This is a genomic window from Microbacterium sp. LMI13-1-1.1, assembly GCF_040815625.1.
Taxonomy (GTDB): domain Bacteria; phylum Actinomycetota; class Actinomycetes; order Actinomycetales; family Microbacteriaceae; genus Microbacterium; species Microbacterium forte.
The window spans coordinates 693940-708827 of the sequence record NZ_JBFPNL010000005.1; the positions used below are offsets into that span (position 1 = coordinate 693940).

General features: G+C 68.5%; 16 protein-coding genes. 11 read left to right on the plus strand and 5 right to left on the minus strand.

Translation table 11 applies throughout. From position 1 onward, the window contains the following. Window positions 1-16 precede the first annotated feature (16 nt). From MRBLMI13_RS10275 to MRBLMI13_RS10295, 5 genes are read left to right on the plus strand one after another with little or no spacing between them, the layout of a single operon-like run. Window positions 17-841 carry an ABC transporter ATP-binding protein gene (locus tag MRBLMI13_RS10275; RefSeq protein ID WP_042538098.1) on the plus strand — a complete coding sequence of 275 codons (825 nt, stop codon included), beginning with the start codon at window positions 17-19 and terminating at the stop codon, window positions 839-841. Further along, window positions 838-1644 carry an ABC transporter ATP-binding protein gene (locus tag MRBLMI13_RS10280; protein ID WP_367822301.1) on the plus strand — a complete coding sequence of 269 codons (807 nt, stop codon included), beginning with the start codon at window positions 838-840 and terminating at the stop codon, window positions 1642-1644. The genes MRBLMI13_RS10275 and MRBLMI13_RS10280 overlap by 4 nt, the downstream gene beginning before the upstream one ends. Beyond that, entirely contained in the window at window positions 1641-2729 is a 1089-nt protein-coding gene (locus MRBLMI13_RS10285) for an ABC transporter permease (RefSeq protein ID WP_367822302.1), read from the plus strand. Before MRBLMI13_RS10280 ends, MRBLMI13_RS10285 begins: the two co-directional genes overlap by 4 nt. 1 nt (window position 2730) lies before the next feature. Then, the gene (locus tag MRBLMI13_RS10290; RefSeq protein WP_367822304.1) at window positions 2731-3852 is read left to right on the plus strand and encodes an ABC transporter permease; all 1122 of its coding nucleotides are present in this window, start codon (window positions 2731-2733) and stop codon (window positions 3850-3852) included. Continuing rightward, window positions 3852-6098, plus strand: a complete 2247-nt coding sequence (locus tag MRBLMI13_RS10295) for a glycoside hydrolase family 3 N-terminal domain-containing protein (RefSeq protein ID WP_309693387.1) — start codon at window positions 3852-3854, stop codon at window positions 6096-6098. Before MRBLMI13_RS10290 ends, MRBLMI13_RS10295 begins: the two co-directional genes overlap by 1 nt. Window positions 6099-6117: 19 nt before the next feature. Here MRBLMI13_RS10295 and soxR read toward each other — a convergent pair whose 3' ends face one another. After that, window positions 6118-6600: a redox-sensitive transcriptional activator SoxR gene (soxR, locus tag MRBLMI13_RS10300; RefSeq protein ID WP_042538088.1), complete on the minus strand. Its 483-nt coding sequence runs from the start codon at window positions 6598-6600 to the stop codon at window positions 6118-6120. Between the two features lie 79 nt (window positions 6601-6679). Here soxR and fdxA point away from each other — a divergent pair, with 79 nt between their 5' ends. Genes fdxA through MRBLMI13_RS10315 form a run of 3 tightly spaced genes read left to right on the plus strand, consistent with a single transcriptional unit; the run spans window position 6680 to window position 8175 of the window. Further along, window positions 6680-7006 carry a ferredoxin gene (gene fdxA / locus MRBLMI13_RS10305; protein ID WP_042538086.1) on the plus strand — a complete coding sequence of 109 codons (327 nt, stop codon included), beginning with the start codon at window positions 6680-6682 and terminating at the stop codon, window positions 7004-7006. Next, the gene (locus tag MRBLMI13_RS10310) at window positions 7003-7524 is read left to right on the plus strand and encodes a flavin reductase family protein (protein WP_056375434.1); all 522 of its coding nucleotides are present in this window, start codon (window positions 7003-7005) and stop codon (window positions 7522-7524) included. The genes fdxA and MRBLMI13_RS10310 overlap by 4 nt, the downstream gene beginning before the upstream one ends. A gap of 21 nt (window positions 7525-7545) precedes the next feature. Further along, window positions 7546-8175: a superoxide dismutase gene (locus MRBLMI13_RS10315; RefSeq protein ID WP_042538081.1), complete on the plus strand. Its 630-nt coding sequence runs from the start codon at window positions 7546-7548 to the stop codon at window positions 8173-8175. A gap of 119 nt (window positions 8176-8294) precedes the next feature. Here the strand turns inward: MRBLMI13_RS10315 and MRBLMI13_RS10320 are convergent, their stop codons facing one another. Both MRBLMI13_RS10320 and MRBLMI13_RS10325 read right to left on the minus strand, forming a co-directional pair. Further along, on the minus strand, window positions 8295-8702 hold the full coding sequence (locus tag MRBLMI13_RS10320; protein ID WP_042538078.1) for an arsenate reductase ArsC: 408 nt from the start codon (window positions 8700-8702) through the stop codon (window positions 8295-8297). After that, window positions 8699-10057, minus strand: coding sequence for an FAD-dependent oxidoreductase (locus MRBLMI13_RS10325; protein ID WP_367822309.1), 1359 nt, complete (start codon window positions 10055-10057; stop codon window positions 8699-8701). Before MRBLMI13_RS10325 ends, MRBLMI13_RS10320 begins: the two co-directional genes overlap by 4 nt. An 83-nt stretch (window positions 10058-10140) precedes the next feature. Between MRBLMI13_RS10325 and MRBLMI13_RS10330 the strand changes: the two genes are divergently transcribed. The 3 genes from MRBLMI13_RS10330 (at window position 10141) to nhaA (ending at window position 12018) form a co-directional block, all read left to right on the plus strand. Next, window positions 10141-10482: an ArsR/SmtB family transcription factor gene (locus MRBLMI13_RS10330; protein WP_042538075.1), complete on the plus strand. Its 342-nt coding sequence runs from the start codon at window positions 10141-10143 to the stop codon at window positions 10480-10482. Window positions 10483-10514: 32 nt separating this feature from the next. Beyond that, window positions 10515-10688, plus strand: coding sequence for a hypothetical protein (locus MRBLMI13_RS10335; RefSeq protein ID WP_164481681.1), 174 nt, complete (start codon window positions 10515-10517; stop codon window positions 10686-10688). A 64-nt stretch (window positions 10689-10752) separates the two neighbouring features. Further along, complete coding sequence (gene nhaA / locus MRBLMI13_RS10340) at window positions 10753-12018, plus strand: Na+/H+ antiporter NhaA (protein WP_367822312.1); 1266 nt, start codon at window positions 10753-10755, stop codon at window positions 12016-12018. A 34-nt stretch (window positions 12019-12052) separates the two neighbouring features. Here the strand turns inward: nhaA and MRBLMI13_RS10345 are convergent, their stop codons facing one another. Further along, window positions 12053-13060: a LacI family DNA-binding transcriptional regulator gene (locus MRBLMI13_RS10345; RefSeq protein WP_367822314.1), complete on the minus strand. Its 1008-nt coding sequence runs from the start codon at window positions 13058-13060 to the stop codon at window positions 12053-12055. A 69-nt stretch (window positions 13061-13129) separates the two neighbouring features. Beyond that, the gene (locus MRBLMI13_RS10350) at window positions 13130-14791 is read right to left on the minus strand and encodes an alpha-amylase family glycosyl hydrolase (protein ID WP_367822316.1); all 1662 of its coding nucleotides are present in this window, start codon (window positions 14789-14791) and stop codon (window positions 13130-13132) included. Window positions 14792-14888 lie beyond the last annotated feature (97 nt).

The following is a 14888-nucleotide window of genomic DNA, read 5'->3' on the forward strand; positions in this document are numbered from 1 at the left end:
CGACGAAGGACATCCCATGTCAGAACCCCTGCTCAGCGTGCGCGACTTCTCTGTCGTGTACGACGTCGATCCGCCCGTCGAGGCGGTGAAGAACGTGACGCTCGAACTGCAGCGAGGAGAGATCCTCGGCCTCGCGGGAGAGAGCGGATGCGGCAAGACCACCCTCGCCTACGGCGTGCAGCGTCTGCTGCGGGCTCCGGCCGTGATCGCGGGCGGCAGCGTGACGTTCCACGACGCATCCGGTGTCGACGTCGACATCAACGCGCTCGACGTCGATGCGATGCAGAAGTTCCGCTGGGACAAGGTCTCCATGGTGTTCCAGGGCGCGATGAACGCGCTCAACCCGGTGGCGACGATCGGCTCGCAGCTCGAGGACGTGTTCGAGATCCACCGGCCCGGCATGACTCGCAAGCAGCGCAGGGCCGAGGCCGAGGAGCTGCTCGAGATCGTCAAGGTCGGCCGTCAGCGCACGCGCTCGTTCCCGCACGAGCTGTCGGGTGGCATGCGTCAGCGCGTCATGATCGCGATGGCACTGGCGCTGCGCCCGCAGTTGATGGTCATGGACGAGCCGACCACGGCTCTCGATGTGCTGGTGCAGCGCGAGATCCTCAAGCAGATCTCGCAGCTGCGTCACGAGTTCGGCTTCTCGGTCATCTTCATCACCCACGATCTGCCGCTGCTGCTCGAGATCAGCGACCGCATCGCGATCATGCGCGAGGGCGAGATCGTCGAGCTCGCCTCCGCCGAGCAGATCTGGACGAACCCGCAGAACGACTACACGAAGACCCTGCTGTCGTCGTTCCCCCGTCTCACCGGCGCGAGAGGAGTGCTGACCCGATGACGACTCTCGAGTTCGCCGATGTCACCAAGGTCTACAACGTCAGAGGAGCCGGTCAGCTCAAGGCTCTCGACAACGTCAGCTTCACCCTGAACTCCGGCCAGACCATCGGTCTCGTCGGTCAGTCGGGCAGCGGCAAGTCGACCATCGCGAAGATCCTCACCCAGCTCGAGACGCCCACGTCGGGCGAGGTGCGGCTCGACGGCACGCCCATTCCCCGGCGCGGCAAGGGCCTGAGGAAGTACCGTCAACAGCTGCGCATGGTCTTCCAAGACCCGTTCGCGTCGCTCAACCCGTACCACTCGATCAGGTACCACCTCGAGCGCCCCATCCGGCTCGACGACGTCGTGCCCAAGAACGAGACCGAGGCAGAGGTGCGCCGACTGCTCGAGCGCGTGCGCCTCGATGCGGATGCCGTGATCGACCGCCGTCCGCACGAGCTCTCCGGTGGCCAGCGTCAGCGCGTCGCCATCGCCCGCGCGCTCGCCTCGCGTCCGTCACTGCTCGTCGCCGACGAGCCCGTGTCGATGCTCGACGTGTCGATCCGTCTCGGGGTGCTGAACCTGCTCGCCGATCTGCAGCGAGAAGAGGGCCTCGGAGTGCTCTACATCACCCACGACCTCGCGACCGCGCGGCACTTCAGCGACAAGATCATGGTGCTCAACCAGGGTCGCGTCGTCGAGTACGGCGATGCCGACGACGTGATCCTCAACCCGCAGGACCCCTACACGCGCGAGCTGCGGGCGGCGTCTCCCGACCCCGACACGCATTTCGCGACGACCGGCTCGCACGGAGGTGCACTGTGACCACCGCATCCCCCGATCTGGGTCAGATCGAACAGGAGAACCGCGACGCGCTCGAGGTCGGCACGACGGCGACCACCGCGCAGAAGGGGAGGAAGCTCGTACCCTGGCGGTTCTTCGCCGGACGCGCAGGGTTCTACCTGTTCACGCTGTGGGCGGCCATCACGATCAACTTCTTCCTGCCCCGGTTCATGAAGGGCGACGCGGTCAGCTCGTACCTCGCCCGCAACCGCAACGTCAGCCCCGAGGCTGCGGAGTCGCTGCGCATCCTGCTCGGCGTCGACACCGACAAGTCGATGTGGCAGCAGTACCTCGACTACTGGGCGATGCTGTTCCGCGGCGACCTCGGCATCTCCACGCTGCACGGTCTTCGTCCGGTGACCGAGGTGCTGGCATCCGCTCTTCCGTGGACGCTCGGCCTCGTCGGAATCGCCACGATCATCTCTTTCGCGCTCGGAACTATCGGCGGCGCGATCGTCGGCTGGAAGCGCGGCAGCAGGCTCGACGCGCTCATCCCGATCACAACGTTCTTCAACACGATCCCGTACTTCTGGCTGGGTCTGATCGCGATCGCGATCTTCTCGTCGACGCTCAAATGGTTCCCGTCGTCGCACGCCTACGACAAGGGCCAGTCGCCCGAATGGAGCCTCGACTTCATCGGTCAGGTGATCATGCACGGCACCCTGCCGGCGGTCACGATCATCATCGCGTCGCTCGGCGGATGGATGCTGGGCATGCGCAACATGATGCTCACGGTGCTCGACGAGGACTACATCACGGTCGCGCAGGCGAAGGGCATGCCGAACAGGCGGGTGCTGTGGGCATACGCCGCCCGCAACGCCGTGCTGCCGCAGATCCAGAGCTTCGCGCTGTCGATCGGCTTCATCGTCGGCGGCACGATCGTCATGGAGATGGTCTTCAGCTACCCGGGCGTCGGCAAGCTGCTGCTGGACGCCACCAATGCGAAGGACTTCGCCCTCATGCAGGGAGTCTTCCTGGTGATCACGCTGTCGGTGCTGGTCGCCAACATCCTCGCCGACATCGTCTACGCATACCTCGACCCGCGCACGCGCCAGACGGAGGCCTGACATGAGCGTTCCCACCTCGACCGACACCACGGCCCCCGACGGCAGCACGGTCCCCACCGGGATGCCGGAGACCGCGACGTTCCGCACCGCGCGCGACGGCGCGCCCGGCCGCAAGACCTTCTGGTCGCAGCTCGCGCACTCGTTCGCCATGTTCCGCAACCCCAAGTCGATCGCCGGCCTGATCATCCTCGGGGTGTTCGTGCTGATCGCGATCTTCGCCCCGCTGCTCGCCCCCTACGGGGCCACGCAGAAGGACCGCACGGCCCTGCGGCAGCCGCCCTCGCTCGACCACTGGCTCGGCACCACGCACATGGGTGAAGACGTGCTCAGCCAGCTGATCTTCGGCACGCGCGGCGTCGTCGTGGTCGGCTTCCTGTCGGCCATCATCGCGACGATCATCGCCATCACGATCGGCGTCATCGCCGGCTACGTGCGCGGCTGGAAGAGCGAGTCGCTCTCGGCCCTCACCAATGTGTTCCTCGTGATCCCCGGCATCCCGCTGATCATCATCGTGGCGTCGCAGTTCGAGAACCCGCCGCTCATCGTGATCGCCGCGGTGCTCGGACTCACGGGCTGGGCGTGGGGTGCGCGTGTGCTGCGCGCGCAGACCATGTCGCTGCGCAACCGCGACTTCATCCAGGCCGCCCGCGCCAACGGCGAACCGCTGCACCGCATCATCACGGTCGAGATGCTGCCGAACCTCATGGCGCTGATCGCGTCGAGCTTCGTCGGCACTGTCACGGCGGCGATCCTCGGCCTCACGACCCTCGCCTTCATCGGCGTGATCCCGGTGAGCAACCTCAACTGGGGCACGATCCTCTTCTGGGCGCAGCAGAACGGCGCGTTCCCGCGGCTGTGGTGGTGGTACGTGCCCGCGGGGCTCTGCATCGCGATCATCGGCGTCGCCCTGTCGCTCATCAACTTCGGCATCGATGAGTACGTCAACCCGCGGCTGCGGTCGGCGGGTGAGCGCGCCCGTGCGATGAAGAAGAAGGGGCTCAACGTGAACGACCCGGTGACGGCGGTGCGCAGCATCCCGGCGACCGACTCGGGTACCGTGCAGAGCGCCGCGGACGATACGACGAACCAGACACACGACACGAAGACACAGAACACGAAGTGATGACCTCTCAGACCCTGACCGAATCCCTGCCCTACCTCGACCCCGAACTGCCGATCGCGGCGCGCGTCGCCGACCTCCTCGACCGCATGACGGTCGAGGAGAAGGTCGGGCAGATGCTGCAGCTCGACGCCCGCGACGACCTCGACGACCACGTGCTGGGCAAGCACGTCGGCTCGATCCTGCACACCTCGCCCGAGCGCATCATCCGGGCGAACGAGCTGACCTCCCAGACACGGCTGCGCATCCCGCTGCTCGTCGCAGAGGACTGCATCCACGGCCACTCGTTCTGGCCCGGAGCGACCATCTATCCGACACAGCTCGGGATGGCTGCGACGTGGGATGCCGAGCTCGTCGAGAAGGTCGCGAGAGCGACCGCGGTCGAGGTCGCGGCGACCGGCATCCATTGGACCTTCTCGCCGGTGCTGTGCATCGCGCGCGACCTGCGCTGGGGCCGCATCGACGAGACCTTCGGCGAAGACCCGTTCCTGATCGGCGAACTCGCCTCGGCGATGGTGCGCGGATATCAGGGCGACGGCCTCGACGACCCGACCGCCATCCTCGCGACGGCCAAGCACTTCGCCGGCTACTCCGAGACGCAGGGCGGACGCGACGCGAGCGAGGCCGACATCTCTCGGCGCAAGCTGCGGTCGTGGTTCCTGCCGCCGTTCGAGCGGGTCGCACGCGAGGGATGCCGCACGTTCATGCTCGGCTACCAGACGACCGACGGCGTGCCGATCACGGTCAACGACTGGCTGCTCAGCGACGTTCTTCGTGGCGAGTGGGGCTACACCGGCACCCTCATCACCGACTGGGACAACGTCGGCCGCATGGTGTGGGAGCAGCACGTGCAGCCCGACTACGCCCACGCCTCGGCCGCCGCCGTGAGCGCCGGTAACGACATGGTCATGAACACTCCGGGCTTCTTCGAGGGCGCACTCGAGGCGGTGTCGAACGGGTTGCTCGCCGAAGACGCGTTCGACGACGCCGTGGCCCGCATCCTCACCCTCAAGTTCGAGCTCGGGCTGTTCGAAGACCCGCGGCTTCCGCAGGACGACCTGGATGCCGTGGTCGGCAGCGCCGCGCACGCCGAACTCAACCTCGAGACCGCGCGTCGCTCGATCGTGCTGCTCGAGAACGACGGCGTGCTGCCCCTGGATGCCGCGACAGCGCTGAAGGTCGCCGTCGTCGGTCCGCTCGCCGACGACGCCCAGACGCAGCTCGGCGACTGGGCCGGTGGCTCCGGCCAGGCCGGATGGCTCGACGGTCAGCCGCGCGAGATGATCACCACCGTGCTCGACGGCCTCGCAGGCGTCGAGGGGTGGTCGGTCACGCATGCGCGTGGCGCCGACATCCTCACGCTCGAGGAAGACCCTCGGGGCGCGAAGTTCCCCGATGGCCAGCCCCGGCCCTCGGTCGTCGTGCCGAGCGCACCGGACGAGACGCTGATCGCCGAGGCCGTGGCTGCGGCGGCGGAATCCGATGTCGTGGTCGCCGTCGTGGGCGACCGCATCGAGCTCGTCGGCGAGGGGCGCTCGACCGCGACCCTCGAGCTGATCGGTGGGCAGAACGCCCTGCTCGACGCGCTGATCGCGACGGGGAAGCCCGTGGTGATCGTGCTGCTCGCATCCAAGCCGCTGGTGCTTCCGGCATCCGCTTCGCAGGCAGCCGCCGTGATCTGGGCGGCGAACCCGGGCATGCAGGGCGGGCGCGCGCTCGCCGAGATCATCTCGGGTGCGGTCGAGCCGTCAGGGCGACTGCCGATCTCGTTCGCGCGTCACGTCGGTCAGCAGCCCACGTACTACAACCAGATCCGCGGACAGCACGGCGACCGCTACGCCGACCTCACGCAGTCCCCGGCCTGGGCGTTCGGTGAGGGGCTGTCGTACTCGACGGTGTCGTACGGCGAGCTGTCGCTCGCCTCGACGACGCTGGGTCGCGACGACACGATCATCGCCGAGGTGACGGTGACGAACACGGGGGAGCGTCCGGTGCGCGAGACCGTGCAGGTCTACGTGCGCGACTCCATCACGAGCGTGAGCTGGGCCGACCGGGAGCTCAAGGGCTACCGTCAGGTCGACCTCGCGCCGGGGGAGTCGGCGCGAGTGCGTCTCGAGCTCGCGGTGGCGGAGTGCTCGATCGTCGACGCCGCCGGCATCCGTCGCGTCGAATCCGGTGCGTTCGAACTGCTCGTGGGTCCGAGCTCGCGCGACGAGGTGCTGTTGAGCGCCGCGTTCACCGTGGCCTGATCATCTGTGACGGGGGCGCTCAGGCGTCCTCGTCGCGGAGGCGCTGCGGGCCCGCGCCCTGGCTGCTGAGTGCGTCACCCGGGTTCAGCAGGCCGCACGCCTTCATCGACAGGCAACCGCAGCCGATGCACCCGGTCAGCTCGCGTTCCAGGCGCTCGATGCCCTCGCGGCGCTTCTCGAGCTCGCGCTTCCAGCGTCGCGATGCGCGCTGCCAGTCCTCGTGGCTCGGCGTCTGCGTCAGCGGAACATCCGCGAATGCGTGCTGCACGTCGGCGAGGGGGATACCGAGGCGTTTCGCCACGGTGATGAGTGACACCCGGCGCAGCATGTGTCTGGCATAGCGCCGCTGGTTGCCGGCCGTGCGCGTGGAGGCGATGAGGCCGAGACTCTCGTAGAAGTGCAGGGCCGAGGGGGCGACCCCGGTGCGCCTGCTCATCTCGCCGATCGTCAACGGCTCGTCAGGGCCGTGGACGGTGCGGTCCGTATCGGTGTCTGCGCTCATCCCGGCCTCCTCGATTTGACCTCAAGTGTACTTGAGGTCATACGGTTGCAACCGTGACCCGAACGGAGACCGCCACCCTATGACCTACGTGATCGCCCTTCCCTGCGTCGATGTCAAGGATCGTGCGTGCATCGACGAATGCCCGGTTGACTGCATCTATGAGGGCGAGCGCTCGCTGTACATCCACCCCGACGAATGCGTCGACTGCGGTGCGTGCGAACCCGTCTGCCCCGTCGAGGCGATCTACTACGAAGACGACCTGCCGGAAGAATGGCAGGACTACTACAAGGCCAACGTCGAGTTCTTCGATGAGCTGGGGTCACCCGGTGGCGCCGCGAAGCTGGGCATCATCGAGCGCGACCACCCGATCATCTCCGCACTTCCGCCCCAGGAGGCACCCGAATGAGCAGTCAGCAGCACCCCGCAGCGCCGGTTCCCTCAGAGGTCGGTGAAGGGCTCAAGGCCGCGTTCCGCGCGCATCCGGCGGGAGTCGCGATCATCACGGCGATGACCCCCGCGGGGCCGGTCGGCCTCACGGCATCCAGCGTCGCGTCCGTGGCGGTCGATCCCGCCGCGATCGTCTTCTCGGTCACCAGGGCGACCGGCAGTGCCGGGTCGATCCTCTCGGCCGACACGTTCGTCGTGCACCTGATCGACGACGAGCACTCCGCGCTGGCGCAGAGCTTCGCCGTGAGCGGCGCTGATCGGTTCACCCCCGAGCAGGGCTGGAGCTCGTTGCCCACGGGCGAGCCGTATCTGCGCGAAGCCCGCGTGGCGATGCGCTGCCACCCGATGACGACTGTCGCCGTCGGCTCCTCGACCGTCGTGATCGCCGAGGTCGACGAGGTGCTCCTGGGGCAGCCCGGCCGCCCGCTCGTGTATCTCGACCGCCGATTCCACTCGCTGCCGAACGACCAGCACTGAAACCCCACCGAAAGGAACAGCATGACCTCTGCGTACACCCTCCCCGAGCTGCCGTACGACTACTCGGCTCTCGCCCCGCACATCTCGGGCAAGATCATGGAGCTGCACCACTCGAAGCACCACCAGGCCTACGTGACCGGTGCCAACACCGCGCTCGAGCAGCTGGCCGCAGCCCGCGACTCGAACGACTTCGCCGCGGTCAACAAGCTCGAGAAGGACCTCGCCTTCAACCTCGGCGGTCACATCAACCACTCGGTGTTCTGGGAGAACCTCTCGCCCGACGGCGGCGGCAACCCCGAGGGCGAGCTCGAGGCGGCACTGACCGACGCGTTCGGCTCGATCGACGCCTTCCGCGCGCACTTCACGGCGACCGCACTCGGCGTGCAGGGCTCGGGCTGGGCCGTGCTCGCGTGGGACAGCGTCGGAGCGCGACCTGTCATCTTCCAGCTGTTCGACCAGCAGGGCAACGCCCCGCTCGGCGTCACCCCGCTGCTGCAGCTCGATGTCTGGGAGCACGCCTACTACCTCGACTACCTCAACGTGCGCGCCGACTACGTCAAGGCATTCTGGGAGCTCGTCAACTGGTCCGACGTGCAGCGTCGGTTCCAGGCCGTGCAGGAGAAGACGCAGGGCCTCATCGTCGCCCGCTGAGTCGTCTGCTGATCCGTCCCGTCCGTGCCTTCGGGAGGAGATCTCGTCTTCGGGAGGAGGATGCCGCAGCATCCGTCCTCCCGAAGCGCAGTTCTCCTCCCGAGGCGCAGGGGTCGGGGTCAGGCCAGCAGTTCGCCCGCGAGCGTCTCGATGCGGCGGCGGATCTCGTCACGGATCGGACGCACGGAGTCGATGCCCTGACCGGCCGGGTCGTCGAGCTTCCAGTCCTCGTAGCGCTTGCCCGGGAAGAACGGGCAGGCGTCGCCGCATCCCATCGTGATGACGACGTCGGACGCCTGTACGGCCTCGGTCGTGAGCACCTTGGGCTGCTCGGCGGTGATGTCGATGCCGAGCTCGCCCATCGCCTCGACCGCGACCGGGTTGATCTGTTCGGCGGGCATGGAACCGGCGGATCGCACCTCGATGCGGTCTCCGGCGAACTCGCGCAGGAAGCCTGCGGCCATCTGCGAGCGTCCGGCGTTGTGCACGCACACGAACAGGACGGAGGGCTTGGTGGTGGTCGTCATGATGTCTCCAGGGTAAGCGAGCGTGCGGGCTCGGGCGACGGCGACGGCGACGGAATCCTGCCGATCTGAAGCACACTCGGTGCGGCGCAGCAGCTTGCACCATCCGCTTCGCCGAAGTCCCCCGATCCGCCGCAGACGCCGGTGTCAGGGAGGACGAGTTCAGTGCGGGCCGCGGCCTCGTGATCTCCGGCCAGGTGTGCGGCGACGCTGCGCACCTGCTCGTACCCCGTCAGCGCGAGGAACGTCGGCGCGCGGCCGTACGACTTCGCGCCGACGATGAAGAGCCCGAGCTCCGGTTGTGCGAGCTCGCGCGCGCCGGTCGCCGACACCGATCCGCACGAGTGGATGTTCGGATCGATCTCTGCGGCGATGCCGGCGACGGCCTCGAGGGAGGTGTCGAGGTCGATGCGCAGCTCCCGCAGGATGCCGGTGTCCGGACGGAAGCCGGTCAGCGCGAACACCCGTCCGACAGCCGCCACCTCGCGTCCGTCCTCGGCGACGATCGTCATGCCGTCGCCCCCGGCGCGGAACTCCCCGGCGCGGAACTCCGCGACGCGGAACCCCGTGACCAGCTCGACGACGCCCTGGTCGATGACCTTGCGGGCGCGAGCGCCCAGTGCGGCGCGCTCCGGCAGCTCGTCTCCGCTGCCGCCGCCGAAGACGTTCGCGGCGCTGCCGCGGCGCAGCAGCCAGGTCACCCGGGTTCCCGGTGCGCGGCGAGCCAGCTCGCTCAGGCGCAGCACCGCATGGGTGGCGGAGTGCCCCGCTCCGACGACGACGACGTGCTCGCCGGCGAGCTCCGACACGTCGGCCGGGATGCGATACGAGATGAGATCGGATGCCGCCCGCTCGCCGACCGCCGGGAAGCCGTCGGCGCCTGCCGGATTCGGCATGCCCCACGTGCCGCTCGCATCGACGACGGCACGGGCGAGGATGCGGGACTCGACACCGTCGACGTCGACGGTGTGCACGACGAACGGCGAACTCCTGCGCCCGGCGTCGACGACCTTGTCGCGCCCCTGGCGTGCGACTCCCGTGACGGTCGTCGCGTAGCGGATGCGGCCTCCCAGGGCACTCGCGAGCGGCGCCAGGTAGTCGCTCACCCACTCCGCCCCGGTCGGGTAGCCAGACGCAGGAGCGCTCCACCCCGTCGGCTCGAGCAGGCGACGGGCGGCCGAGTCTGTCAGTTCCGGCCATGCCGAGAACAGGCGCACATGCCCCCACTCCGAGACGGCGCTCGCAGCCCCCTGCCCTCGTTCGACCACCACGACGTCTTCACCGCGTTCGATCAGATGTGCCGCTGCGGCGAGGCCCTGGGGTCCCGCTCCGATCACCACGACGGGCAGTTCAGACATCACATCTCCTCAGATTGAAAATCATCGATATGAGAAGCGTCGCTCACGTATCGAAGAATGTCAATACGTGAGAGGATGGTCGCATGACGCTTCCGGTGACGATCGAGCAGACCGCCTGCTGCACCCCGGGCACCGCAGCCGCGCTGCCGGTCGCCGAGGCCGAGCGCATCGCGCACCTCTTCAAAGCGCTGGGAGACCCCACGCGCATCCGCCTGCTGTCACTCATCTCGTCGGCGGAGGGCGGCGAGGCCTGCATCTGCGATCTCACCGCCCCGGTCGGCCTGTCGCAGGGCACCGTCTCGCACCACATGAAGCTCCTGGCCGACGCCGGACTCGTCACTCGCGAGCAGCGCGGCAAGTGGGCGTACTTCTCTCTCGCCGACGGCGCGCTCGACGCGGCCGGAGAAGCGCTGCGACGCGTCTGAGTCGCTCAGGCACACCCCGATAGGCTTGCTCCATGGCCCTTCTCTCGATCGCCGGCTCGACGCGCGCTCCGCATGAGCTGCGTTCGGCGACCCCGATGAGGAAGTCGATGCGCGTCGTCATGCACCCGGGCACGAACGGCTGGACCAGCGTCTGGGGCACACTCTCGCACGGTGAGATCGCGGGCTGCCCGCCGCCACGCGACTAGACCACGCCTCGATGGGGTGTGGTCTTCCGCGCCGTTCACCCCTTCTCTCGCGTGAGGTCTCTTCGTGTCCCCTTCTCCTTCCCGTCCCCGTCTCCGCCTGGCTCCGCACGAGCTGTGGCGCGGCATCCGGAACAACGCCCGCAGCGACGTCCTCGGTGGCTCGCTCCTGCTCGCCGCCACCGTCGCCGCGCTGATCCTCGCCAACACCTCCGCGGTGTCGTGGTACGAGTCCGTGCGCGACTTCACCTTCGGCATCCCCGCGCTGCACCTCGACCTCAGCATCGGTGCCTGGGCGGCCGACGGCCTGCTGGCGATCTTCTTCTTCGTCGTCGGTCTCGAGCTGAAGGAGGAGTTCGTCACCGGTCGCCTGCGCGACCCGCGCCAGGCCGCGCTGCCGATCGCCGCGGCCGTCGGCGGAGTGATCGTGCCGGCGGTCATCTTCGCCGTCATCAACGCCGGCGACGGTGACGCCCTGCGCGGCTGGGCCATCCCGACCGCGACGGACATCGCGTTCGCCGTGGCCGTGATCGCCGTGGTGGGCAGGATCCTGCCGCCCGCTCTGCGCGTCTTCCTGCTGACGCTCGCCATCATCGACGACCTCATCGCCATCACGATCATCGCCACGTTCTACACCGACACGATCAGCTTCCCGTGGCTCACGCTCGCCCTGCTTCCGCTCGCCGGATTCGCCCTCCTCGTGCAGAAGGGTGTTCGAGCGTGGTGGATCCTGCTGCCCCTCGCCGTAGCGGTCTGGGTCTGCATCCACGCCGCAGGGATCCACGCGACGGTCGCCGGTGTGCTGCTGGGCTTCGTCGTTCCCGTCGTGCCGACCGAGCGTGCCAGGGTCCCACGGGGACTGGATGCCGACGGCGAGCCGGTGTACGACGGCCTGGCCCCGCACTTCGCCGATCGGTGGGGCGTCGTGGCGACGCTGTTCGCCGTGCCGGTCTTCGCCTTCTTCGCGGCCGGGGTCACCATCGGCGGTGTCGAGGGGCTGCGGTCGGCTCTCACCGACCCGATCGCGATCGGAATCATCGTCGGACTCGTCTTGGGCAAACCGATCGGGATCCTCGCGACCACCTTCCTGCTCAGCCGCGTGCCGGCGCTGCGCCTCGACGAGACGCTGCGCTGGCCCGACCTGACCGGCATGGCCTTTCTCGCGGGGATCGGATTCACCGTCTCCCTGCTGGTCGGCGAGCTCGCCTACGGGTCGAGTTCGATCGCCGACGAGCACGTCAAGATCGGCGTGCTGCTGGGATCCCTCATCGCGGCGGTCATCGGCGGCAGCATCCTCGCGCGGCGGAATGCCGTGGCGCGACGCGCGCGATGACGACGAGAGTGGGCCCGTCGCGGGGCCAGCGCGATCAGACCAGGCGCGCGGTCGTTCCTCGGACGTTCAGCTCATAGGGGAGCGCTGCGGGTATGCCCGCGGCCTCTCCGTCGGCGAGCTTGGCGAGCACGGCATCCGCCGCGCGCTCACCCTGACCCAGCGGGAACTGGTCGACCGTGCTGAGCCGGAAGAACTCGCCGAGCTCATGGCCGTCGATGCCCACGATCGAGAGGTCGTCCGGCACGGCGAAGCCGAGGTCGCGGGCGGCGAGGATCGCACCGATGGCCATCTCGTCGGATGCCGCGAACACGGCGGTGGGCCGGGGGCCCGGGCGGCCGAGCAGCTGCTTCGCCGCGCGGTATCCGCCCTCGACGGTGAAGTCGGCCGGTTCGAGGAAGGCGGGGTTCAGGGGGATTCCGGCCTTCGCCAGTGCCTTCTCGAACCCCAGGCGACGGTTGGTCGGGATGTGGAAGTCGATGTCGAACTCGGGGTTCGCGCCGATGTGGGCGATGTCATGGTGCCCGAGACCGATCAGGTGCTCTGTGGCGAGCTGCGCGACGGCCACGTCGTCGACCGTCAGCGTGTCGAGCTTCGGATTCGGGCCGCCGATCGCGATCACCGGCAGCCCGAGGTCGAGCAGGTGCTGCGTCTCGTCGGCGTCGAGCTCGATCGACACCGCGATCACGGCGTCGACCCGCTGCCGCCGCAGGAACGTGTCGAACACGTGGCGGCGCACGTCCTTGTCGGCGGTGATGTTGTAGAGGGTGATGTCGTAGCCCTCGCGCATCAGCGCCGACGACACCCCCGACAGCACGGTGCTGAAGAACCAGCGGTCGAGAAAGGGCACCACCACGCCGATGTTGCGGGTGCGACCCGACGCCAGGCTCGAGGCTCGAGACGAGACCACGTACCCGAGCGCCGCCGCCGCCTCCTGCACGCGTTGGCGAGCAGACTCCGACACGTGGCCTCGGCCGCTCAGAGCGCGCGAGACCGTCGCGGTCGAGACGCCGGCGAGCCGGGCGACCTCATCGATGCTCGCCATGGGGATTCCTCTCTGAGTCGGTGGGGCCGCGGCATCCCCATCGGATGCCGCGGCCCCACCGTGTCCGGCTTACGCCGTGGTGTACCAGACGGCCGTGTCGACCGGCACAGCGCCGCCGTCGAACAGCTGGCTCTGCAGGATCACGAACGCGTCGGCGGGCAGCGGGATCGGCTCGGTGCCCAGGTTCGCGAGCACGTGGACGTCGCCGCGGCGGAATGCCACCGCATCCGCTCCGGCGTCCTCCCACACCAGCGAGCCGCTGCCGAAGCCGTACTCCCGGCGTCCGGCGAGCAGGCGCTTGTAGAGCGCGAGCGTCGACGAGGGGTCGACCTCCTCGACATCCCGCGAGTACGAGGCCCAGTCAGCCGGCTGCGGCAGCCACGACGCGCCGGTCTCGTTGAAGCCGAACGCCGGAGCATCCGCCTCCCACGGCAGCGGCACGCGGCATCCGTCTCGTCCGTAGCGCTCGCCGTTCGTGCGGAACCACGTCGGGTCCTGACGGAACGCGTCGGGGATCTCCATCGCCTCGGGCAGGCCGAGCTCTTCGCCCTGATAGAGGTAGGCGGAGCCGGGGAGGGCGAGCATCACGGTCGTCGCCGCGCGGGCGCGGGCGAGTCCGATCGCGGTGTCGGGCTTGTGCGGGGTGTTCGGGCCGATGCCCTCACCCTGCGGGTTCTCGGCGGTCAGCGCGAGGCGCGAGGCGTGGCGCACGACATCGTGGTTCGACAGCACCCAGGTGCTCGGAGCACCGACCGCACCGAACGCGTCGAGGGATTCGCGGATGACGTCGCCGAGAGCCTTCGCGTCCCACTCGGTCATCAGGTACGGGAAGTTGAACGTCTGGTGCATCTCGTCGGGGCGCACCCACAGAGCGGTCTGCTTCAGCGTCGGCATCCATGCCTCGCCGCACAGTGCGCGATCGCCGTCGTACTCGGCGAGCACCTTGTGCCAGTCGCGGTAGATCTCGTGCACGCCGTCCTGCCCCCAGTACGGCACGTCGTCCTCGCCGCCGCCCATCGAGTCGGCGTCGGCCGGCGGGGTGTAGTCGGGCAGGCCCTCGGCCTTGATCATGCCGTGAGCCACGTCGACGCGGAAGCCGTCGACGCCGCGGTCGAGCCAGAAGCGGAGGATGGAGCGGAACTCCTCGCGCACCTCTTCGTTGTTCCAGTCGAAGTCGGGCTGCGTGGGGTCGAAGATGTGCAGGTACCACTGGCCGGGAGTGCCGTCGGCCTCGGTGATGCGCTCCCACATGCCGCCGCCGAAGACGGATTCCCAGTTGTTGGGGGGCAGCTCGCCGTTCTCGCCCTTGCCGTCGCGGAAGATGTACCGTGCTCGCTCGGGGCTGCCGGGAGCCGCCTTCAGCGCCTCCTGGAACCAGGCGTGCTGAGCGGACGAGTGGTTCGGGACCAGGTCGACGACGACGCGGATGCCGCGGGCGTGCGCCTCGTCGAGCATGGTGTCGAAGTCGTCGAGCGTGCCGAAGAGCGGGTCGACGTCGCGGTAGTCGGCCACGTCGTATCCCGCGTCACGCTGCGGGCTCGTCATGAACGGGCTCAGCCAGATCGCGTCGACGCCGAGCTCCTTCAGGGAGTCGAGCCGGCTGGTGATGCCGGGCAGGTCGCCGATGCCGTCGCCAGAGGCGTCGGCGAACGAACGAGGGTAGATCTGGTAGATGACCGCGCTGCGCCACCACTCGGAACCGGGGGCTGCGATCTGCTCAAGCTGTGCCATGGGATCAGATTAGTGCAAACGCTTGCAGGTCTGCCACCATTGCGATCGAATCGTTTCGGCAACGCGATATTCCACGCCGCTCCACAGCGCCTTGCAG

Coding starts and splice junctions, on each gene's coding strand:
- MRBLMI13_RS10280 (WP_367822301.1), top strand. CDS start 838: ATGACGACTCTCGAGTTCGCCGATGTCACCAAGGTCTACAACGTCAGA.
- MRBLMI13_RS10345 (WP_367822314.1), bottom strand. CDS start 13,060: ATGGCGAGCATCGATGAGGTCGCCCGGCTCGCCGGCGTCTCGACCGCG.
- MRBLMI13_RS10330 (WP_042538075.1), top strand. CDS start 10,141: ATGACGCTTCCGGTGACGATCGAGCAGACCGCCTGCTGCACCCCGGGC.
- MRBLMI13_RS10320 (WP_042538078.1), bottom strand. CDS start 8,702: ATGACGACCACCACCAAGCCCTCCGTCCTGTTCGTGTGCGTGCACAAC.
- MRBLMI13_RS10295 (WP_309693387.1), top strand. CDS start 3,852: ATGACCTCTCAGACCCTGACCGAATCCCTGCCCTACCTCGACCCCGAA.
- MRBLMI13_RS10275 (WP_042538098.1), top strand. CDS start 17: ATGTCAGAACCCCTGCTCAGCGTGCGCGACTTCTCTGTCGTGTACGAC.
- MRBLMI13_RS10350 (WP_367822316.1), bottom strand. CDS start 14,791: ATGGCACAGCTTGAGCAGATCGCAGCCCCCGGTTCCGAGTGGTGGCGC.
- MRBLMI13_RS10325 (WP_367822309.1), bottom strand. CDS start 10,057: ATGTCTGAACTGCCCGTCGTGGTGATCGGAGCGGGACCCCAGGGCCTC.
- MRBLMI13_RS10290 (WP_367822304.1), top strand. CDS start 2,731: ATGAGCGTTCCCACCTCGACCGACACCACGGCCCCCGACGGCAGCACG.
- MRBLMI13_RS10335 (WP_164481681.1), top strand. CDS start 10,515: ATGGCCCTTCTCTCGATCGCCGGCTCGACGCGCGCTCCGCATGAGCTG.
- MRBLMI13_RS10310 (WP_056375434.1), top strand. CDS start 7,003: ATGAGCAGTCAGCAGCACCCCGCAGCGCCGGTTCCCTCAGAGGTCGGT.
- soxR (WP_042538088.1), bottom strand. CDS start 6,600: ATGAGCGCAGACACCGATACGGACCGCACCGTCCACGGCCCTGACGAG.
- MRBLMI13_RS10315 (WP_042538081.1), top strand. CDS start 7,546: ATGACCTCTGCGTACACCCTCCCCGAGCTGCCGTACGACTACTCGGCT.
- fdxA (WP_042538086.1), top strand. CDS start 6,680: ATGACCTACGTGATCGCCCTTCCCTGCGTCGATGTCAAGGATCGTGCG.